We start from the raw sequence: 19375 nt of genomic DNA on the forward strand, positions 1-19375 counted from the left end.
GGGATCTTTGGCACCCCCCTCTCGGGCGTAGACCCGCATTTCAGGCGGCGTTCTGTGTGCCCGTGGAGGCACCCTGACCGCTCTGGCCGCCCTGGCCGCCGCCCTTCAGGAAGGTCTTCCAGCCGCCGACGGGCTGCTGCCCGACCTCCAGAGTGCGCAACTTGTCGAGGATGTCCGGCTTCTGTACGTCCATCCAGTCCACGAACTGCCGGAAGGAGACGAGCCGGACGTCGGCGCCCTTCTCCTTCTCCCGCGCGATGTGCTTGAAGGCGGCCTCGACGGCGTCCATGTAGATGCCGCCGTTCCACTGCTCGAAGTGGTTGCCTATGAAGAAGGGTGCGCGGTTTGTCTCGTATGCCCGCTTGAATCCCTGGATGTACGCCTGCGCCGACTGCTCGCGCCAGCCGGGGTAGTTGTGGCTGGGCGCGTTCGTCGAGTTGATCGACTGGTTGGCGAGCATGTTGTAGTCCATGGAGAGGACCTCGAACGAACGTCCGGGGAAAGGTATCTGCTGCAACGGCAGATCCCACAGCCCCTGCTTCTTCTGCGGCCACACCTGGCGACCGCCGGGCGAGGAGGCGTCGTACCGCCAGCCCAGCTCGCGGGCGGTGGGCAGCAGGTTGTCCTGGCCGAGCAGGCAGGGCGTGCGGCCGCCGACGAGCTCCTTGTCGTAGTCGAAGGGCAGCGAGGGCAGATCGGTCCACCCGGAGTTGGTCCGCCACTCCTTGACGAAGCCCTTGGCCTGGTCGATCTCGCTGCGCCACTGCTGCGCGGTCCAGTTGCCGACGGTGCCGGTGCCGGCGCAGAAGTGACCGTTGAAGTGGGTGCCTATCTCATGACCGTCGAGCCATGCCTGGCGGACGTTCTTCAGGGTCGCCTTGATGTGCTCGTCGGTGAGGTAGCCGATGTCGGAGGCACCGCGCGGGTTGTTCGGGGGCTCGTAGAGCCGCTTCTTGCTCTCGGGGAGCAGATACAGCCCCGAGAGGAAGAAGGTCATGTGCGCCTCGTGCTCCTTGGCGAGTTCGAGGAAACGCGGGAAGAGACCGTTGCCGACCTCGCCGGCGCCGTCCCAGGAGAAGATGACGAACTGCGGCGGTTCCTGGCCCGGCTCCAGCGGCTCGGGCCTGCCCGGCTGGTGCGGCTGCTTGCCGGTGTGGGAGGTGGAGCCGTCGCCTATGGGGCGGGCGCGGTTGGCCTGGGCACCGGGCTTGTTGTCCCCGCCGTCCGTGGAACCTCCGGCATGGTTCGACCCCTCTGACGAGGTGAGGGTGCCGCACCCGGCGAGTCCGAGGCCGGCGGCCGCTCCGGCACCGAGTCCGATGACTCCCCTTCGGCTGAAGTTGCGCATTGCTGCCCCGTCCGTCGTGCTCCTGTGGTGGTCACCCAGTCAGAGGGCGCGACGAACGGGGAGGTTCCTCCGAATCACGGAGGATTGGCAACAAATGTCACAAACGTGTCTTAGGCGCCGAAGGCCTTGTCCTTCCCCTTCACCGGCTTGGCACCGGCGCGGAGATGGGCGGGGACGAGGTCGATGGCCGGCTCGCTGTAGCCGACGGACACGATCCTGTCGCCCTGGTACGTGAAGCTCGTCAGGGACGCGAGCGTGCACTGCCGCTTGCGCGGGTCGTGCCACAGCCGCCGCTTCTCCACATAGCTCCGCACGATCCAGATCGGCAGCTGATGGCTGACCAGCACGGCCTCGTGCCCCCGCGCGGCGTCCTTGGCGGAGCCGAGCGCGCCCATCATGCGGATGACCTGGTCGACGTACGGCTCGCCCCAGGACGGCTTGAAGGGGTTGACGAGGTGCTTCCAGTTCTCCGGCTTCTTGAGGGCCCCGTCCCCCACCCCGAAGGTCTTGCCCTGGAAGACGTTGTCGGCCTCGATGAGCCGCGCGTCGGTCGCGAGGTCCAGCCCGTGCGCCTTGGCGATGGGCGTCGCGGTCTCCTGCGCCCGCTCCAGCGGGGAGGCGCAGACGTACGTCACGTCACGGGAGGCGAGATGCTCGGCGACCCGGTCGGCCATCTGGCGCCCGAGCTCCGAGAGGTGGTACCCGGCGAGACGGCCGTAGAGGATCCCGTCCGGGTTGGCGACCTCGCCGTGCCGCAGGACGTGGACGACGGTGACGTCGCTGTCGCTCACGTAGCCGCTCTTGCTCTCGCCCGTGTTCCCGCTGGTGTTCACGCCGTCGTTCTCACTGCCGCCGTCGTTGTCGTGGATGCCGTCGCTCATGCCGCCGTGGCCTCCGCCGCCGCTCGGGCCGCCGCCGGGAGGGCGTCGGCGATCCGCTGGACGGCCTGCTCGTCGTGGGTCGTGGACACGAACCAGGACTCGAAGGACGAGGGCGGCAGATAGACGCCCTGCGCCAGCATCGAGTGGAAGAAGGCGGTGAAGCGGAAGGACTCCTGGCGCTTGGCGTCCTCGTAGTTGCGCACTTCCCGGTCCGTGAAGAAGACGGAGAACATGTTGGAGGCGTTCTGCAGCCGGTGCGCGACGCCTTCCTTGGTGAGGGCCTCGGTGACGAGGGACTGGATCTGCGCGGAGACCGCGTTGACGGTGTCGTACGCGGCCTCGTCGAGGAGCCGCAGCTGGGCGAGGCCCGCGGCGGTGGCGACCGGGTTCCCGGACAGGGTGCCTGCCTGGTACACGGGTCCGGCCGGGGCGAGGTGGGCCATCACATCGGCGCGACCGCCGAAGGCGGCGGCCGGGAAGCCGCCTCCCATCACCTTGCCGAAGGTCATGAGGTCGGGCTTGACCCCGTCGACGCCGTACCACCCGGCGCGGCTGGTCCGGAAGCCGGTCATGACCTCGTCGGAGATGTAGAGGGCGCCGTTCTTCCGGCAGGCGTCCTTCAGCCCCTCGTTGAAACCGGGGCGCGGCGGGACGACACCCATGTTGCCGGGCGAGGCCTCGGTGATGAGGCAGGCGATCTCACCGGGGAAGCGGTGGAACGCCTCGTGGACGGATTCGAGGTCGTTGTACGGCAGCACGATGGTGTCGCCGGCCTGGGCACCGGTGACGCCGGGGGTGTCGGGCAGAGCGAAGGTGGCGACCCCGGACCCGGCCGCGGCGAGCAGCGAATCGACATGCCCGTGATAGCACCCGGCGAACTTGATCACCTTGGACCGCTGGGTGAACCCGCGGGCGAGCCGGATGGCCGACATGGTGGCCTCGGTCCCGCTGGAGACGAGCCGCACCTGCTCCAGCGGCTCGATCCGGTCGACCATCTCCTCGGCGAGCGCGACCTCGCCCGCACCGGGCGTACCGAAGGAGGTACCGCGGGAGACGGCGTCCTGGACGGCGGCGATCACGTCCGGGTGGGAGTGCCCGAGGATCATGGGTCCCCAGGAGCAGACGAGGTCGACGTACTCACGTCCGTCGGCGTCGGTCAGGTACGGACCGGTACCGGACACCATGAACCGGGGCGTACCACCCACGGCACGGAAGGCGCGTACCGGGGAGTTCACGCCGCCGGGTGTGACGACGGCCGCACGGTCGAACAGCGCCTGCGAGGCTGGTGCTTCGTATGGATAGGGCGATTCGCTCATGGCCTGCGACTTCTCCGACCTTCTCGGGCTCCGATTGTCAGTGACCTCCTCAGGGTAGGCCAGCGGGGGATGACGGCAGCGGGACGGCAGCGGGGGCCGGCAGGGAGCCGGTGCCGGAAGGGCTGCCGGCCGGTGGCGGGACGGCCGCCGGCCTGGGCGACCGGTCTCCACCGGCACCCGGCGGACCTCACCGGTCTCCGCTTCCCGGCGGCCCTCCCCCGGCGATCTGCGAGACTGGGCGTGATACACACAGCTCATGCGGGGCGTGATGGTCGGGGACTGAAAAGATCCTGCGGACAGGTGTTTCAGCGCACGTTTCGGCGGGCGGCCGTGGGGGAGGTCACTGACACGATGATCGGGTTGCGCGGCGGGCGCCACGCGTCCTAGAAAAGCAGTCGGGTGGAGATATGCATCGCGGTGGCGGACTGGGCGAGGGGACTGATGACCTGGGTCCTCGACGTGCCCGGCGGGGAAGGCACCGGCGCGACGCGGAGGATTCGAACGAAGCACGTCAGGGACACGTAGTACCGGATATGCCGGGTGTACCGAACGAGTCAGAGCGGGCCGACCGACGCAGCGAACGCAGCGATCGTGATCGGCTGAGGGCGAGCGGGAATGGTGGTCGGGTGGGGGTGACGTACAAGTACTTCGGCGCGCCCGACGGCGCGACCGCGGCCCGCGTCCCGATCTCGATGCGCCCCGAAGAACTCGGCGGCGACGAGCTCGGCATGAACGGCATGTTCACCAAGATCAAGCCGGAGACGATGGCCGCGATGGTCCTCACGGGCATCGAGGGCGTCCCCCTGCACAAGGTCCCACCCCTGGAGCTGGTCGTCCTGCACCCCGACTACGCGGTGGTCAAGCTGCCGATGACGGTGGTCGATCCCCTGCGGGGCATAGGAGAGGAAGCGGTGGGCGCGGCCGCCTTCATCTGGTCGACGGTGCCGGACCGGGGCGGCCCCCGGGACGCGTTCAACGTCTATCAACTGCTGCATGAGTGGCAGGACTTCAGCCATCGGTTGCATGAGGCGGGGCATCAGCCTTATTGCCTGGTGTGGCCCTGAGCTGGAGTTGCGGGGGATTCGGGCGGGGTCTTCGGGCCTCGCCCTTTTTGGTGCCGGGGAGGGGCCGTCAAGCGGCCAGGGCACATTGAGGGCACATTGGTTTTGCTGGGGGTGCTGATGTGCCCTGGGTGGCGGGCGGGTCGTCGTCGTCTTTCGCCTCGGCTTCCGTCTCTGTGAAGGCATCGTCGATCGCCTTGCGGGTGCGGGTTTCGCTGGACGGCAGCAGGTGCGTGTACGTCCGCAGCGTGAAGCCGGGGTCCGAGTGGCCGAGGTATTCGGAGAGCGCCTTGATGCTCTCCCCCGCGTCTAGGAGCACGGAGGCGTACGCGTGCCTGAGGGCGTGCATGCCGTCTTCCGGGGCCGCCTGGAGGTAGCGCGCGCCGCGCTCGCGGGGTGGGATCACTCCGGCGGCAGCCAGGGCGCGCTTCCAGTCGCCCATGTTGAAGACGCTGCGGTTGTAGGCCCGGCTCTTCTCGTCCACGAAGAGGAGGCGGAAGGTCTTCGGTTCGCCGTCCGGCTTGGCCCAGGGCAGGGTGACACCGACCGCCGGGAAGTCCTTCATGTGCGCCTTGAGAGCGGCGGCGAGCTGGGCGGATAGGGGCACCGAGCGGATCTTGTTGCCCTTGGGCAGGGCGAAGACGGCCTTCGTGCCGACGAGCCGCACCTGCCGGTTGACGTGGATCCAGCCGCCCTTGAAGTCGATGTCCTCGACGGCGAAGCCGAACACCTCGCCCTGGCGCAGGCCACAGCCGAAGGCGAGTTTGCCTCCCGCCTGGAAGCGCTCCGGCAGACCGGCTATGACGGCGAGTACGCGCTCCAACGACCAAGGGATGATCTTCTTCTTGGTCGCCGTCGGCAGCTTGACCGACTTCGCCTTGCAGGGGTTCTTCGGCAGCAGCCCGTCCTCCACGGCCATGCCGAGGATGCTGGAGAGGATGTCGAAGATGCCCTCGATCGTTGATACCTCCAGTTCGGCGTCCTGGAGCGTGCGAATCCAACCCTGAATGATCGAGGGATGGTTGAGGGACCGCAGCTCGCGTCGGCCGAGGTGCTCGACGATGTGGTTGCGGACCGTCGCCTCGTAGCGGAGTGCGGTCGTCGGGCCGACGGAGTTCGCGTCGAGCCACTTCTGTGCGTAGGCGCCGAGCGTCTGCTTCGTCTCGGCCGGGACGACGTAGGAGCCGCGTCGGATCTCGACGTCGACCTCGGCGGCGCGGTTGTCCGCCTCGGCCTTCGTGTTGAAGTTCTCCTTGCGCTGATGGCCATCAAGGTCGCGGTAACGGACCTGCCAGCGCTTGCCGATGCCGTGGTCGGCGGTGGGGACCATCCGCTTCGTACGGCTCTTGTGTTCGCCGCACTCGGCCTCGGCGGGCTTGGGGTGGGACTTGTGCCAGCGGTCGTACACGTCAGCCAAGAAGGGCCTCCTGGAGGCGGTTGAGGGTCTTTGGTGCGGTGTGGGACACCGCCGGCTCCACGGGTAGGAGGACCGCGGGGGAGATGCCGAGTGCGATGGCGATCACGACGAGGTCGTCGATGTCACAGCGGCGGCGGGCGCGCTCGGTGCGGCTGAGGGCCGTGTTGGTCATGGGGCGGCCCAGTGCGGTGCAGCGGGCGGCTAGTTGCTGTTGGGTCAGGCCGCGCGCGAGACGTAGGTGCTCGATGGCGCGGGCGGCGTGCAGGCCGGCGGGGCCCATTTCTACAGGTCGGTTTGGCATGACAGACAGATGTAGCTTGCAATTGGCCGCCATGGCAATAGCTTGATCAAGCACTCAAGAAAAGTTGCCGCTGCTGTCACTATTCCATTTTTCGAGAGTAATCGGGGCCGCGGTGAAGGTGCCCCCCAACCTGATGCTGCCAGGTCGACGGGTGCCCTGAACAGCAAACTTGCCCTCGCTAGAGCAGGGTGCGGGAATTCTGGGCCCCGCCGATAGCGATTTCGGCAACCGGGGATCCGCCCCTACTGTTTTGACATCACCGGCCACACCGAGAAGTTGTACGGAGTTTCAGAGCTAACACTGGACTTCTTCGCCGAAGGTGTGGCTGTGTTGTCCAGGCCCGAATGTCCGATACCGAAAAAGGAGCCCTGTGCCGAGCTCTTCCGCCCGCCACACCCGCACCCCCACCACCGCCTCTGCCGCTGCGACCGGGCGCGGTCCGCTGGCCACCCCCGCGGAGGTCGCCGCGTACCTCGGGGTGCCGGTGAAGACCCTCTACCAGTGGAAGTACCGGGGCATCGGCCCCAACGTCCACAAGGTCGGCCGCCACCTGCGCTACCGCTGGCCCGAGGTGGACGCCTGGCTGAACGCCCAGGCCACGTACGACCTCGCGGTCTGAGACCCCGGCCGGGGACAGCAAAGCGGCTGACGGTGAGCCACCGCCGCCAGCCGCGGGAGTCCCTGCCTCATCGCCCTTGCCCGAACGATCGATCCGGTGCGGCCGGGCCTTGCCCGTCCGGCCCACCAGAGAGGAACGCCTGTGGACGAACCTATGTCCTTCCCCGCCTCCACCTCGTCCTCGACGCCCAACGAGCCGCCGGTCGTCGCCGTCCCCGGCCAGCCGGCCATCCTCGCCGCGCCTCCCCCGGACGGGCACCGCGACGACGCGCCCGCGGCCGTGTTGCTGCCCGAGGGCGCGCAGATCCTGGCCGACCTGCGAGCGCAGATCAAGCGGTACGTGGTGATGCCGAGTGAGGAGTCCCTGACCGCAGTCACGCTGTGGATCGCGGCGACGCATCTGCAGCGAGCGTGGCAGCACGCGCCGCGGCTGGCGATCGTGGCGCCGGAGAAGCGGTGCGGCAAGTCACGGCTGCTGGACGTGATCACCGAGACCGTGCGCAACCCCCTGATCACGGTCAACGCCAGCCCCGCCGCGATCTTCCGCTCGATCGACGACGAGGACCCGCCCAGCCTCCTGGTCGACGAAGCCGACACCCTCTTCAGCACCGTCAAGGCGGCGGAGAAGAACGAGGAGGTGCGCGGCCTGATCAACGCCGGGCATCAGCGCAACCGGCCCACGCTGCGGGTGACTGGGCCCGAGCACAAGCCCACCGCGTTCCCCACCTTCGCCATGGCGGCGCTCGCCGGGATCGGCGATCTGCCGGACACGGTGATGGACCGGGCGGTGGTCATCCGGATGCGGCGCCGGGCGGCGGGCGAGAAGGTCGCGGCCTTCCGCACCACCCGGGATACCCCAGCCCTGCACACGATCCGCGACCGGCTCTCCGCCTGGCTCCAGCCGCTGTACCAGCGGGCGCTGGAGATGGAGCCGCCCATGCCGGTCGAGGACCGCGCGGCCGACACCTGGGAACCCCTGGTGGTCATCGCCGACCTCGCCGGGGACGACTGGCCCGCTCTCGCCCGCACCGCCTGCCGCGTCATGACCGACTACGAGGCCGGCCAGGACGAGGAAGGCGGCCTACGCACCCGCCTCCTGGTCGGCATCCGCCGCGCCTTCGCCGCCGAGAACGACCCGGCCGTGCTGGGCACCAGGCGCCTGCTGGAACACCTCAACGCGGACAAGGAAGCCCCGTGGGCGGAGTACGGCGCCAACGGCCTGACCCCGCGCGGCCTGCAACTGCTGCTACAGCCCTACGGCATCAGCTCGGCCAACCGCCGCTTCCCCGACGGCACCCAGGCCAAGGGCTTCGCCCGCAACCAATTCCTCGACACCTGGGCCCGTTACTGCCCCCAACCGGCACCGGCGGCCGAGCTCCCTCCCGGCACCGCAGCCTGACCCGACGTGTCTCGTCGCACTCGTCCCCGCCCAGGTCAGCGCGGGGACGAGTGAACGGCCCGCAACGAGTCGTCTCGACATCACCAGCCCACTCGTACCTGCTCTGACCAGGCACGCGACGAGTGGTACGAGACATCACACCTCACGGCGGCCTGGCCTTGCCCTTCCCCGCGCTGTGGCCGCCGCCCTCAAGCCCACCTGGAGTACCCCGCTTGCTTGTCCGCATCACCGCCATACGTGGCACCGACGCAATCCGCTTCGGCATCGCCCTGCTCGCCGTGTTCGCCTTCGCTCTCTCCTACGACGCCCTGCGGCAGATGGCCGTCGCCATCCACATCCGCGGGCTGCTCACCTTCGCCTTCCCGCTCGTGATCGACGGGTTCATCGCCATCGGCGTCGGCGCCCTCGTGATGCTGCGCGCCGCCTCGGCATGGTCCCGCGCCTACGTATGGACACTCGTCGGCGCCGCAACCGTGACGAGTATCTGGGCCAACGCCCTGCATGCCGTCCGCCTCAACCAGCAGACCCGCCAAGGTGACGGCCTCCGCCTGGACGACTTCACCGTCGGCGCCCTGTCTGCCATCGCCCCACTCGCCCTGGCCGGCGCGGTCCACCTCTATCTCGTCGTCCACCGCCACCCAGCTGCTTACGGTCCCGCCGATGTGGCGCGGGAGGCTGCCGACGTGGCTTCGGATACCACCGAAGTGGCTGAGGACCCGCAATCCTCCGTTGCGCCGGAGGATCACGAGCCCCGCGAAATCTCTCCCGAACGCCTTGCCCTCGCGCGCACCGCACGACTGGGACGCAAGGGCCGCGCCTCGCGCCGCCACATCGAAGCCACCTTCCGCAGCAGGGACTTGACCATCGGCAGGACGGAGGCAGACAGGCTCAAGGGCATCCTTCAGGTCGAACTCGACGAAGCCGCCTCCCCGCAGCACAGGGAACTCGACGAGGCCCCTGCCAGCGCCGCCTGACCCGGCGTTCGCCCCGCCGCCCTCACGGGCTCACCCCGTCTCCCCGTGCAGCCGAGCGCGGGGACACGGGGCCGCGCACAGCGAAGCACCCGACACCCAAGCACCCCCGGAGAACCCCCCATGCACGACCCACACCACGAACTGCCCACCCCCCAGCCGGAGATGACCACCGACCTCAACAGCGCAGCAAGTTGTCGGGTAAGGAGTCCTTACCCGACCTCCGCCCCTCAGGTGGCGGAGGCACCCGGCGCCGAGGGGGCATCGAGGTCGGCCGGCCCGAGGGTGCCGACCGAGACGGGAGCCACCAGACCGTCGCCGCACGCCACGCAGACGCCGACGCCGCAGCGCCGCCTGCGTCAGCCGCGCCTACGCGAGCGCCGCGTCCACCCCCGCTACAGCGACAGCGAGTTCACCGACCTCGCCCACGCCGCCGGTCTCAGCCGTATGCAGATCGGCGGCTACGTCGCCGAGGCGTCGCTCGCCGCCGCCCGCGCCGAAAACCCCACCGCCGCGATCGCCGACTACCGCGCCATGGTGAAGGCACTGATGGCCGCCAACCGCCAGCTCGGCATGATCGGCAACAACCTCAACCAGCTCACCTGGCACCTCAACAAGGACGGCGCCTGGCCCGAGCCGGACGCCGTCCACCGGCTCCTGGCCCGCATCGAAACGTCGATCGCCGACGTGGACACCGCCGTCGCCCAGGTCACCGAGGGAAGGCAGGACCGGTGATACCGAAGATCATCACCGGCAAGGGCAGCACCCGCCGTCTGATCGCCTACCTCTTCGGCAAGGGCGACGCCAACGAACACGTCGACCCCCACCTGGTCGCCTCCTGGAACGACTTCGCCCCCGACCCCGGCCGCAGCCCCCACCGCGACCCGAAAGAGGTGGAAAAGCAGCTCTACACCCAGCTCGACCAGCCGGTGGCCATGCTCGGCCGCCAGGCCCCGAAGACCACGGTCTGGCACTGCCCGGTCCGCGCCGCCCCCGAGGACCCCATCCTGTCCGACGCCCAGTGGGCAGAGATCGCCCGCCGAATCGTGGCCGCCGCCGGCATCGCCCCCGCCGGAGACACCGAAGCCTGCCGCTGGGTGGCCGTGCGCCACGCCGACGACCACATCCACATCGCCGCCACGCTCGTCCGCCAAGACGGCCGCCGCCCCCGCCGGGACTACGACATCCGGGCCGTCCAGCGCGAAGCCCGCCAGATCGAAGTGGACTACGGGCTGAGACGGTTGAAGCCCGGCGACGGCACCGCCGCCAAACGCCCCACCAGCAAGGAACACTTCAAGTCCAAGCGCCTGGGCCAGGACGCCACCTCTCGCGAGATCCTGCGGCGGCGCGTCCGCCGCGCGATGGCCGCCGCCTCTACGGAGACCCAGTTCTTCGTCCTACTGGAAGCGTCCGGCGTGGTGGTGCGGCCGAAGACAGAGCCGTCGGGAGATGTGTCCGGCTACAGCGTCAGCCTGCCCGGCGACGTCAACAAGCAGGGCGAACCCATCTGGTACGCCGATTCCACTCTCTCCGGCGACCTCTCCCTGCCCCAGGTCCGAAAGCGCCTCGCGACGACCGCTCTCGACCCGGTCACCGTCCAGCCGGGCAACCCCTGGCACCAGGCCACCGCCGCCGCCGAACGCATCCCCCACCACCTTACCCGCAGTGACGACGGGGTCGCCCAGGGCCAGCTGGCCGCACTCGGTGGAGCACTCGACCTGCTCTCCCTCACTGCCCCGGCCGCAGCACGGGCCGAGCTGGAACGAGCCGCCGCGGCATTCGAGCGGGCCGCTCGCTCCCGCATCGCCGCCGACCACGCCAGTGCCCGTGCCCTGCGCCGCAGCGTCCAGGCGATCTGGAACGACCCCGTACGCCACGGGGAAGGTGCCGGACTGGCGATGCTGATCGACGCCGCGCTCACCGCCGTCGCCTACGCCGTGCACTGGCACCGCACCCGCCAGCACGCCCAGCAGGAAGCGGCAGCAGAACAGGCTCTGGTCCATTTGCAAGCGGCGTACGCGCAGGTCGCGGAACCCGTCTTGGTGGGGCTGGCCCACCGCTCACCCGGTCTGCAGAGCAAGCGCCGCTATGCCCACCACCTCCAGGAGTCGGTTCCAAAGCACGCCGCGCGCATCCTCAACGACCGTGCCTGGGATGCCCTGGCCACGGTGCTCGCTGAAGCGGAGGCGGCAGGCCACAATGCCTCCGCCCTCCTCGACCAGGCCGCCCGCCAACGCACGTTGGAGGACGCCCGCAGCCCTGCGCGCGCCCTGACCTGGCGCATCCATCGCCTCGGCCAGCGCCACGCACCCGGCCCACAGGCACAGGCAGCCAACGCCCGCCACACCGTGCAGCGCCCGGCCACGCCGCCGTTCTTTCCGGAGGCCAAGGGACACCAGCGCTGATCACGTCGCTACGGACACCACAGGGCCGAGGAGTTCCAATGCCTCCTCCCACCGATATCGGTCGGCGCCTCCGCCGGCCTTGGGCTTGTGGGGCTCGTACGAGCCGATCAGGACGCCCATCTCGCGCAGGTGCTCCAGACTCCGGCGGTAGGCGGGGTGGGCGGCCTGGGCCGAGTTCAGGTAGGGCAGGACAGCGGTCGGGATGCCCATGCCGTACGCCTCGCACAGGATGCCCAGGGCGAGCGTGTCGCAGATGCCGGCGGCCCACTTGTTGACCGTGTTGAAGGTGGCCGGCGCGACGGCGATCGCGCCCGCGGGCGGCAGCGGACGTGCCTCACCGGGCGTGCGCCAGGCCGAGCGGATCGGATAGCCGGTCTGGGCCTCGATCGCCTCGGCGTCGAGGAAGCCCAACCCTTGCGGAGTGGCAATTACGCCTACGTCCCAGTGCCGCTCCTGCGCGGCGGTGATCAGCCTGCCGACGTCGCCGGCAACTCCGGCCGCACAGACGACAATGTAGAGGAAGGGCTTCTTGCCCGAAAGAATCTGCTCGGTCACGCGTGAACTCCAAGGCGGTGAGCATCCCTTAGGCGGCCAGACGATTCCCTTTCGATCGTCGAGGGACGCAAGGCGGCCGCAAAGCTGGCAATGCCGCGCCCCGCCCGGCGGCCCGAGGCAGGCTGCGGCTCAGGTGCTGATGAGGCGGCTGTCGAAGCCGGCGCCCAGGAGGCGCTCGTAAGCGTCATGGACATCCCCTGGGACGACCTGCTCAACGGCGAAACCGAGCTTCGGGTACTCGATCACCCGTTGCAGGTCACCGACGAGCATGTCGACGACGAGCTTTTCGTCGCCGATCGACTTGATGTAGTCGTCCAACTCCATTGGCTCGGAGGCGCATACGACATCGGCCTCGGGCCACAGCTGGCGGCAGGTCGCGTACGAGCGGCGCTCCATGTACGGCTTGGAGATCAGCAGCAGCGACTGCACCTCCACCCCAGCTTCGGTCAGCAGCTCGCGGGAGAAGGTGATGTTCTGGCCGGTGTTGGCGGCCTTCGGCTCGACCAGGATTGCCTCGTTCGGCACGCCCAGGCTCAGGGCGTGCTCGCGGTAGTGGACGGCCTCGCCGCGGGGAAAGCGGGCACGGGTGGTGGGGCTGTTTCCGCCGCTGAAGACCACGACCGGAAAGAAACCGGCGCGGTAGAGAGCGACGGCAGTGGTGGCCACGCCCAGGTCGTGGCTGCCCAGGCCGATCGCCGCGGAGCAGGACCGCCGCTCATGGCCCATCCGGTGGTAGTCCCAGATCAGCACCGCGTCGTGGAATTGCTCGTCGGTGATCTGGCGCTGTTCGTTGTGCGGCACCGGCACTCCCTGGCTCATACCTGCTGGTCCTTTCGGATGCCCTCGATGCTGTGCGGTTGGGGGTTCAGCACGTGCTGGAGGGCGACCCCGTTTCCTTCCCGCCATGCCTCGGCGGCATTGGCCGGAGCCTCACCCCTGATAGCGAGCCACCGTGTAGGCGCCTGGACCCAGGACAGGCAGTGCGCCGGTTTCGTTGACAATCTCAAGGACCTCGAAACCGGCGAGGAGCGCGTGCAGCTCCAGTTCGCGAGGGCCGAGAACACGCCGCCGGATGGCATCGTGGCACTCTTCGCCCGAGTCGAACACCCAGTGCCGACGCATGGTGTTGATCTGTGTCCGCAGGTCCCATTGGTAGCTGATGGTCACTGTGGCGGCCCCGAGGCGGGTCTCTACGCGGGCATGTTGAGGGCTCGGAGACTCGATCGGGGCTACCGGTGAGCACAGGACGAGCAGGGTGCCCGGGTGCGCGTGTGCGGCGAAGGTCTGGAACGCTGCCCGGACGTCAGCGTTGTCGTGCAGGTAGGCGAGAGAGTTGCCCAGACACACCAGGACGTCGGCGGTGTGGCCAAGTCGGACGGTGCGCATGTCCCCGACCCGGAAGTCGAGTTCGGGGCGCGTATGGCGTGCGTAGTCGACCAGGCCGGGCTGAAGATCAACGCCGATGCAGTCGAAGCGCCGGGCCAGCAGGTCCAGGTCCCTGCCGGTGCCGCAGCCGAAGTCCAGCAGTGTGCGGGCTTGTGGGCAGTGCCGGTCGACGAGTTCCCGGCAGATTCTCGCGCTGTCGCTGTCGGCCTGCACGCTGTCGTACAGCGTGGGGTCCCGGTAGAAGAGGTTCGACGCTTCGAGGCGTTCCGCCTCCACGATGTCCAGGCTGCTCATGCAAGGCTCCGGAGTCCGACTTCCAGGGCGAGTGTGTCGCACAGCAGGTCAGGCACCACGGGGGCTCGCTCCGCGTGCTCCCGGGCCTGGGCCAGGGCGACGGGATCAACGTAGCCGAGGTCGACCAGCAGTGACTCGCGGAGCATGTCGTCCAGGAGGGGGAGGCCGTATCTGCGCAGGCCCGACTCCATGACCGCGAGGAAGTTCTCCGGTTCGTTCGGGGCCGCGACGGACTCGGGCAGTCCGGCACGCCGCAGGCGGTCGCGGAACATCGTCTTGCCCTGCTTGTGCTCGTGTGGCAGTTGCTCCATGAAGCGGACCATTCGGGGGTGTACGAGCGGAGCCACCGGCCAGATTCCGAGTCTCAGGTAGGCCGGGTTGTGCAGGCCGAAGGCCATGAGCGTGGGTACCGGGAGCACTGGGATGGGGGCGAGGTTCTCGTCCACTTGGGCCAGGGCCTCGATGGCCTTGTCCCCGAGCCAAGGGATGGGCTCTGCCGCGGGGAGTTCGGCACCCGTACGGGAGTGGCAGGCATTGACCTCATCCCCGCCACCGCCCGTGAAGACCACCTCGCAACCGTGGGCGGCCACGTGCCCGCGCAAGACGTCGAACGCCTCCTGGTAGAAGGCTCCTGCCGGGTCGTGCGGCAATCCGCGCTCCCGTACCCCACCGGGCACGAACGGCGGGTGCTGCATGGCCGGGACGGCGGTGTCCCGCAGCCCCAGGTGATCCACCAGCATGCGACGTCGGTCTTGCTGAAGCCGACCGCCCCGGCCGCCCATGAGCAGCCCGAATGTGCGGACGGAGCCGAAGCCGGCTGCGGCGGAGAGAGTCACGTTGCCCGAGTCAGCCCCGCCGGACACCTCGACGCCGACGCAGCTCACCGTAGAACGCCACCCGGCCACAACCTCAATCAGCAACGCATCAAACACGTCCACCGGGTGAACACCCGGTCGCAGCCTTCGGGGTTCCAGTACGTGCTGGGCGGGCTCGGGGTAGAGGATCGTGAGTCCCGCGGTCGTGAAGACGGCCGTGGCCCGTTCCGTGAGCCGGTACACCCCGTCAAACAGAGTGTCGGCGCTGTAGCGGTGCCGGCGGGTCAAGGTGCGCGCCATGGCCCGGGGATTGAGTTGGTCAAGTCCCAGGTGAGGCCGTAGGTCGGCCAAGTCCCATGAGCCGTACAGGTCTTCCCCGACCGCTACCAGATACAGCGGCGCGGTGCCGAACACGCCCGCTGAGACCTGAACCTCGTCCGGGCGTAGGAGCAGGGACGTGAAGTCGACCTCCCCGCTTTTGTCCTCCCTCACCAGAGCACAGACGCCGGATCCATCGCCCGGCACAAGCTCGGCTTCCAAGGCAGCCGCGTGAGCGGGTCTGATCCAGCTCTGCCCGCTGGCCCACCGGTCTGTGTCCCAGCGCCAGGCTGTGCTCCGGGTGTCGGCCAGCCGCACACGAAACGAAAGCACCTGCTTCCCCCTCGGTCATGGGGCGGTGGAGCAGGGCTCGGCCCTGCTCCACCGCGTTCGCGGGCTGGTCAGCTGCAGTGGTCGCCGTTGTTGTCGCCACCGCCGGGCATCTTGTCGAGCAGCACCGCGTCCATGCTGGGGACGCCGGTGATCAGGTCGCCGGTGAACAGTTCGTCGATGTTCATGGCCTTTCCTCTCCTACGGAGTGAATGGACAAGCCCCGCGAAGTGCGGAGCCCTGGACCCGCCCCGGCCGCGGGCAGACCGGCGACCGGGACGGGAGCTCATCGAGGGGCTGCCACGGCGGCAGGGTGCCGCCGGTGACACCGCCTGATGCGATCCCGCTCTGGCCGCTGGGGAGTTGTTGAGCCCGCCCCGGTGGCGAACCGGGTCTTCCTGAGGGCTCGCGCGGCCAGAGCGGGAGTCAGTGAGTGCCCGTCGAGGGCTAGGACCGGTCGAAGTACCAGAAGGCGCAGCCGACCGGTGCGGTGGAGGCGATGATCAGAGCAGACAGCAGCCACTGGCGCCAGCCATAGGGGCCATGGCGCAAGTTGTTGCGCCGGCTGTTCTTCATTGTTCGCGGTGCCCCTTCTCGGGTTGCCGGACGAAGGGCGGAAGACCGGGTGGACTGATGAAGAGGCGCCTTGCCCGCTCCTGTTCAGGCAGGGTCGCTCCGGGCGGGCGCATGGGCAGATCGACGGGGGCTTCGTCAGCCATCGGCTTCGTCCTGTTCCTGCGCCTCGCGGTAGACGTCGGCGAAGCGCCTGGCCAGCAGGCCGACTTCACGCATGTACTGGTAGGCACCGAATTGGGTGGACTCCTCGGTCGGCCGGCGCGTCAGGTCGAGGACCCGGTAGCCCTCCCGGAACAGCGCCTGCACGGCCGGGTCCTCGTCGAAGCCGAGGTCCTCGGCCATCAGCGCTCTCAGGTGGCTGACCAGGTCCCGGGTCGTCGCCTCGATCACGGGGCGATCGGGCACCGCCAGCCCGACGGCCAGCGCCGTGGCCACGCTCTCGTCGACCGCCTCCAGGACGATCGGGAGCTGCGCCGCCTCGGACGACGTGGCGCTCTGCGTTCCCATGCCCGCACCCCTTCTCCGGTGTCCACAGTTGTCATGGCTGACAACGTCCAGAAAACCGGAGCGGGTTGGCGCGGACCACGGCATCCATGAGGCACTCCTGGGACACTCATGGGACAGATCAGCTCCGCCAGGGTAGACACGGACGGGAACGTGGAAAGGGGGCGGCATGGGGCTTGCGGAGCGGCGCAGGGCGCTGGGCTACAGTCAGGAAGAGCTCGCGCACGCCCTCGGCGTCGACCGGCGCACGATCGGGCGCTGGGAGACTCGGAACACCACACCCCAACCGCCGTTACGGCCACGGCTGGCCGAGCTGCTGCACCTCGACCTTGACGAACTCGACGCCCTGGTGGGACAGCCACAAGCAGCCCGTCCGGAGTCGGCAGGGTCGCCGCCTCGCGACCACCACGGCTCAGGGGACCTCGACGACATGATCCGACGCCAGTTTCTGCGCGCCATAGCCGTCACCAGCGCCTTGGTGACCCTCCCGGACGACGAGAGCGCCGCCCTCTCCGACGGAGCGCGACGCGGAACGTCCGAGGACTTCCTCCGCATGAACGGCCACCTGTGGCAGGTGTACCAACTCGCCCGCGCCAAAGGCTCCGTGTACCCGATCGTCCGCGACCAGCTCACCACGCTCAACGACACCCTCGACGGCCAGCCGGCAACTGAATCCCAGGCCCTGTGCGGCGCGGCCGGCGACCTCTTCCAGCTCGCCGGAGAACTGGCCTTCGACGGCAACCGCTACACCGACGCAGCCGCGTCCTACACGCTCGCAGCCTCCGCCAGCAAGGAAGCCCAGTCGTACGACCTGTGGGCATGCGCCCTGGTCCGACACGCCTACCTCGACCTCTACGAACGGCGTTACGCCGAGGCCGCCACCGCACTCTCGGCGGCTGAGAGGGTGGCGCGGCGAGGAGACAGCTCCCTGTCCACCCGCTACTGGGTCGCCTCCGTTCAGGCCGAGGCGTATGCCGGACTCGGGAACCTGTCCGCCTGCGAGCGCGCCTTGGACGAGGCGGAGAAGGTCACGGACCTGGGCGGCCCGTTCCACAACGGCGGCTGGCTCCGCTTTGACGGCTCCCGCCTCGCCGAGGAACGCGGCGCCCGCTACCTCCAGCTCGGCCGCCTCGACCTCGCCGAGAAGGCCCTCATCACTGCTTTGAGCCAGGACGTACTCGCCTCCGGGCAGTCCTTCCGGCGCCGCGGCGCCGTCCTCACCGACCTCGCCTCCATCGGCGCGAAGCGCCACGACCCGGACCAGGTCCTCGTCTACGGCCGCGAGGCCCTGCAGCTCGCCCGAGCGACGTCCTCCGGCTACGTCGCCCGTAAACTCCAGGGGCTACGAACCGACCTCGGCCCCCTCGCCCACGACGCCCGCGTGGTCGAACTGGGCGCCGAGATCGACGCACTGTGCACGACGTGACGAGAGGGGAAGGCATGTCGCAGATCGAGGGCGCACGCGTGTTCCGCGAGGCTTGGATCACCGGCGTTCGAAAGCACTTCCCTGGCGAACCCAAGCCCGGCTACGTCACCCCTTGGGAAGAGACCCCGGAGTGGGAGCGACAGGCCGCCGGCGCGGTGTTCGACCAGGTGCGACAGTTCCTCGACCTCAGCGACCGCCACGCCTCCCGCCTCACCCGCGAGCAGAAGAGCCGCTTCGTCGCCACCTGCTGGACCGCCCAGATGTACAAGCACTTCGAGGACCCCAAGCCCGGCTACGTCGCCGACTGGCCAGACCTGCCCGACTGGCAGAAGGAGACCGACGCCGACATCTTCGAGGCCATCGAGGACGCTTCGAAGTAGCCGCGCACCCGCTGGAGGGAACGCCTTGACGCACGAGCTTCTCGCCATCTGTGACGCATGCAAGAAACCGGTCGCTGATGGCAAGGGCAGTCTCTGGGTCGACATGTCGGAGGTCGACCAGGCAACGGTCAACAGACGTGCTTGGGAACAGCTCGAAGGCCAACGGCTGGCGCCGGGGATCCACGGCTACTCCGCGGAAAGCCTCATGACCTACCCGGAGTCTGCCCGCTGGCACGTCCACCACGTCGCCTGCGACCCGGCCCCCAACGCCAACGCGTACGCGATCGAGGTCCACCGTTGCAGGACGTGGGCAGACCTTGTCCTGTGGACTGCTCATCTCATGGGCAAAGCGTGGCTGTCCGACACGGACTGGGAGGACCTCCTCGAAGCAGCAGGACAGTCGACAGGGACTCGGATCACTCCAGTTGTTCGTCCGACCTTGAACCATTAGGTGCTTCGAGCCAGGCGACAGCTCCGTTCGACTCGTGGAACTGCGCATCGGTCATCTGGGCCCGCTGGTGCTGTGGCACCGACGCCACCCGGGGTGATGGCTACCCACAACATCCCATCAGCGCTTGGCGGACGCCGCGCCCAGGGCATCGGCGTTGACGGAGATTCATGCGAGCAAAGGCAGCCATCGCTCCCTTCACTCCGGACCGATTGTCAGTGTCAGGCGGCACAATCGGCACATGCGCAACGACCCCAGATTCAGGATGGCCGAGGGTGTCGAACTCGTCGGCCGCCAAGGCGCGTCGTACGAGATGCAGGTCAGCATCCCACTCGACGATGAAGGCTTTCTTGGGCGCCAATGCCCAGAGTGCTCACTGCTCTTCCGCATGAACGCTGCGCAGTACAAGGCACTTCCCAACAACTTGGCGCTGTGGTGCGTCGGTCACGTCCGCGGGAGTGGTGTATTGACGGCCACTCGGTGATCTCGTTTTGAGGCTATGCGGTGAGTTCGGTGGGTAGGTCGGTCTCGCTGGTTTCTGACTCGATCGGGTGGAGGCGGGCCTTGGCCAGGAGGTCGAGTCCCATGTAGCGACGGGCCTCGGTCCACTCATCGTTCTGCTCGGC

At 68.7% G+C, this 19375-nt stretch carries 21 protein-coding genes; 10 read left to right on the top strand and 11 right to left on the bottom strand.

Translation table 11 applies throughout. From position 1 onward, the window contains the following. Nucleotides 1–40: 40 nt before the first annotated feature. The 3 genes from ACFU95_RS02095 to hemL all read right to left on the bottom strand — a co-directional run bounded on the left by ACFU95_RS02095 (nucleotide 41) and on the right by hemL (nucleotide 3545). Nucleotides 41–1348, bottom strand: coding sequence for a hypothetical protein (locus ACFU95_RS02095; protein ID WP_383820345.1), 1308 nt, complete (start codon nucleotides 1346–1348; stop codon nucleotides 41–43). 110 nt (nucleotides 1349–1458) lie between these two features. Continuing rightward, on the bottom strand, nucleotides 1459–2229 hold the full coding sequence (locus tag ACFU95_RS02100) for a histidine phosphatase family protein (RefSeq protein WP_383820347.1): 771 nt from the start codon (nucleotides 2227–2229) through the stop codon (nucleotides 1459–1461). Then, nucleotides 2226–3545: a glutamate-1-semialdehyde 2,1-aminomutase gene (gene hemL / locus ACFU95_RS02105; RefSeq protein WP_383820349.1), complete on the bottom strand. Its 1320-nt coding sequence runs from the start codon at nucleotides 3543–3545 to the stop codon at nucleotides 2226–2228. The genes ACFU95_RS02100 and hemL overlap by 4 nt, the downstream gene beginning before the upstream one ends. 626 nt (nucleotides 3546–4171) lie before the next feature. Between hemL and ACFU95_RS02110 the strand changes: the two genes are divergently transcribed. Beyond that, entirely contained in the window at nucleotides 4172–4609 is a 438-nt protein-coding gene (locus ACFU95_RS02110; RefSeq protein WP_003974483.1) for a hypothetical protein, read from the top strand. Nucleotides 4610–4676: 67 nt separating this feature from the next. Here ACFU95_RS02110 and ACFU95_RS02115 read toward each other — a convergent pair whose 3' ends face one another. Continuing rightward, nucleotides 4677–6014 carry a tyrosine-type recombinase/integrase gene (locus ACFU95_RS02115; RefSeq protein ID WP_383820454.1) on the bottom strand — a complete coding sequence of 446 codons (1338 nt, stop codon included), beginning with the start codon at nucleotides 6012–6014 and terminating at the stop codon, nucleotides 4677–4679. A 1-nt stretch (nucleotide 6015) separates the two neighbouring features. Beyond that, nucleotides 6016–6324 (bottom strand): helix-turn-helix domain-containing protein, encoded by a 309-nt coding sequence (locus ACFU95_RS02120; RefSeq protein WP_383820352.1) that lies wholly within the window; start codon nucleotides 6322–6324, stop codon nucleotides 6016–6018. A 370-nt stretch (nucleotides 6325–6694) separates the two neighbouring features. Here ACFU95_RS02120 and ACFU95_RS02125 point away from each other — a divergent pair, with 370 nt between their 5' ends. The 5 genes from ACFU95_RS02125 (at nucleotide 6695) to ACFU95_RS02145 (ending at nucleotide 11717) form a co-directional block, all read left to right on the top strand. Continuing rightward, the gene (locus tag ACFU95_RS02125; protein WP_383820355.1) at nucleotides 6695–6943 is read left to right on the top strand and encodes a helix-turn-helix transcriptional regulator; all 249 of its coding nucleotides are present in this window, start codon (nucleotides 6695–6697) and stop codon (nucleotides 6941–6943) included. A gap of 141 nt (nucleotides 6944–7084) precedes the next feature. Next, nucleotides 7085–8341 carry a DUF3631 domain-containing protein gene (locus ACFU95_RS02130; RefSeq protein ID WP_383820358.1) on the top strand — a complete coding sequence of 419 codons (1257 nt, stop codon included), beginning with the start codon at nucleotides 7085–7087 and terminating at the stop codon, nucleotides 8339–8341. Between the two features lie 212 nt (nucleotides 8342–8553). Further along, on the top strand, nucleotides 8554–9315 hold the full coding sequence (locus ACFU95_RS02135) for a DUF2637 domain-containing protein (RefSeq protein ID WP_383820361.1): 762 nt from the start codon (nucleotides 8554–8556) through the stop codon (nucleotides 9313–9315). 282 nt (nucleotides 9316–9597) lie between these two features. Then, nucleotides 9598–10047 (top strand): plasmid mobilization protein, encoded by a 450-nt coding sequence (locus ACFU95_RS02140; protein ID WP_383820364.1) that lies wholly within the window; start codon nucleotides 9598–9600, stop codon nucleotides 10045–10047. After that, a complete protein-coding gene (locus tag ACFU95_RS02145) occupies nucleotides 10044–11717 on the top strand; it encodes a mobilization protein (RefSeq protein WP_383820367.1) in 1674 nt (557 codons plus the stop codon). The genes ACFU95_RS02140 and ACFU95_RS02145 overlap by 4 nt, the downstream gene beginning before the upstream one ends. On the opposite strand, the gene ACFU95_RS02150 is transcribed toward ACFU95_RS02145, so the two are convergent. The 6 genes from ACFU95_RS02150 to ACFU95_RS02175 all read right to left on the bottom strand — a co-directional run bounded on the left by ACFU95_RS02150 (nucleotide 11718) and on the right by ACFU95_RS02175 (nucleotide 16498). Next, nucleotides 11718–12272 carry a flavoprotein gene (locus ACFU95_RS02150; protein ID WP_383820370.1) on the bottom strand — a complete coding sequence of 185 codons (555 nt, stop codon included), beginning with the start codon at nucleotides 12270–12272 and terminating at the stop codon, nucleotides 11718–11720. Between the two features lie 129 nt (nucleotides 12273–12401). Further along, the gene (locus ACFU95_RS02155) at nucleotides 12402–13091 is read right to left on the bottom strand and encodes a YdcF family protein (RefSeq protein WP_383820373.1); all 690 of its coding nucleotides are present in this window, start codon (nucleotides 13089–13091) and stop codon (nucleotides 12402–12404) included. Between the two features lie 111 nt (nucleotides 13092–13202). Then, nucleotides 13203–13952 (bottom strand): class I SAM-dependent methyltransferase, encoded by a 750-nt coding sequence (locus ACFU95_RS02160; protein WP_383820377.1) that lies wholly within the window; start codon nucleotides 13950–13952, stop codon nucleotides 13203–13205. After that, complete coding sequence (locus ACFU95_RS02165) at nucleotides 13949–15067, bottom strand: asparagine synthase (protein WP_383820380.1); 1119 nt, start codon at nucleotides 15065–15067, stop codon at nucleotides 13949–13951. Before ACFU95_RS02165 ends, ACFU95_RS02160 begins: the two co-directional genes overlap by 4 nt. 795 nt (nucleotides 15068–15862) lie before the next feature. After that, nucleotides 15863–15991, bottom strand: a complete 129-nt coding sequence (locus tag ACFU95_RS02170; RefSeq protein ID WP_383820381.1) for a hypothetical protein — start codon at nucleotides 15989–15991, stop codon at nucleotides 15863–15865. Nucleotides 15992–16126: 135 nt separating this feature from the next. Next, the gene (locus ACFU95_RS02175; protein ID WP_383820383.1) at nucleotides 16127–16498 is read right to left on the bottom strand and encodes a hypothetical protein; all 372 of its coding nucleotides are present in this window, start codon (nucleotides 16496–16498) and stop codon (nucleotides 16127–16129) included. A 166-nt stretch (nucleotides 16499–16664) separates the two neighbouring features. On the opposite strand from ACFU95_RS02175, the gene ACFU95_RS02180 reads away from it, so the two are divergent. The 4 genes from ACFU95_RS02180 (at nucleotide 16665) to ACFU95_RS02195 (ending at nucleotide 19233) form a co-directional block, all read left to right on the top strand. Continuing rightward, nucleotides 16665–17921 (top strand): helix-turn-helix transcriptional regulator, encoded by a 1257-nt coding sequence (locus tag ACFU95_RS02180; RefSeq protein WP_383820385.1) that lies wholly within the window; start codon nucleotides 16665–16667, stop codon nucleotides 17919–17921. 14 nt (nucleotides 17922–17935) lie between these two features. Continuing rightward, on the top strand, nucleotides 17936–18301 hold the full coding sequence (locus ACFU95_RS02185) for a hypothetical protein (RefSeq protein ID WP_383820388.1): 366 nt from the start codon (nucleotides 17936–17938) through the stop codon (nucleotides 18299–18301). 25 nt (nucleotides 18302–18326) lie between these two features. Continuing rightward, nucleotides 18327–18752 (top strand): hypothetical protein, encoded by a 426-nt coding sequence (locus ACFU95_RS02190; RefSeq protein ID WP_383820391.1) that lies wholly within the window; start codon nucleotides 18327–18329, stop codon nucleotides 18750–18752. Between the two features lie 238 nt (nucleotides 18753–18990). Next, a complete protein-coding gene (locus ACFU95_RS02195; protein ID WP_383820393.1) occupies nucleotides 18991–19233 on the top strand; it encodes a hypothetical protein in 243 nt (80 codons plus the stop codon). Nucleotides 19234–19375 lie beyond the last annotated feature (142 nt).

This window comes from Streptomyces sp. NPDC057623 (assembly GCF_042800355.1).
In the GTDB taxonomy this organism is placed as follows: domain Bacteria; phylum Actinomycetota; class Actinomycetes; order Streptomycetales; family Streptomycetaceae; genus Streptomyces.

Coding starts and splice junctions, on each gene's coding strand:
- ACFU95_RS02160 (WP_383820377.1), bottom strand. CDS start 13,952: ATGAGCAGCCTGGACATCGTGGAGGCGGAACGCCTCGAAGCGTCGAAC.
- ACFU95_RS02195 (WP_383820393.1), top strand. CDS start 18,991: ATGCGCAACGACCCCAGATTCAGGATGGCCGAGGGTGTCGAACTCGTC.
- ACFU95_RS02165 (WP_383820380.1), bottom strand. CDS start 15,067: ATGGCGCGCACCTTGACCCGCCGGCACCGCTACAGCGCCGACACTCTG.
- ACFU95_RS02175 (WP_383820383.1), bottom strand. CDS start 16,498: ATGGGAACGCAGAGCGCCACGTCGTCCGAGGCGGCGCAGCTCCCGATC.
- ACFU95_RS02100 (WP_383820347.1), bottom strand. CDS start 2,229: ATGAGCGACGGCATCCACGACAACGACGGCGGCAGTGAGAACGACGGC.
- ACFU95_RS02095 (WP_383820345.1), bottom strand. CDS start 1,348: ATGCGCAACTTCAGCCGAAGGGGAGTCATCGGACTCGGTGCCGGAGCG.
- ACFU95_RS02185 (WP_383820388.1), top strand. CDS start 17,936: ATGTCGCAGATCGAGGGCGCACGCGTGTTCCGCGAGGCTTGGATCACC.
- ACFU95_RS02155 (WP_383820373.1), bottom strand. CDS start 13,091: ATGAGCCAGGGAGTGCCGGTGCCGCACAACGAACAGCGCCAGATCACC.
- ACFU95_RS02120 (WP_383820352.1), bottom strand. CDS start 6,324: ATGCCAAACCGACCTGTAGAAATGGGCCCCGCCGGCCTGCACGCCGCC.
- ACFU95_RS02170 (WP_383820381.1), bottom strand. CDS start 15,991: ATGAAGAACAGCCGGCGCAACAACTTGCGCCATGGCCCCTATGGCTGG.
- hemL (WP_383820349.1), bottom strand. CDS start 3,545: ATGAGCGAATCGCCCTATCCATACGAAGCACCAGCCTCGCAGGCGCTG.
- ACFU95_RS02180 (WP_383820385.1), top strand. CDS start 16,665: ATGGGGCTTGCGGAGCGGCGCAGGGCGCTGGGCTACAGTCAGGAAGAG.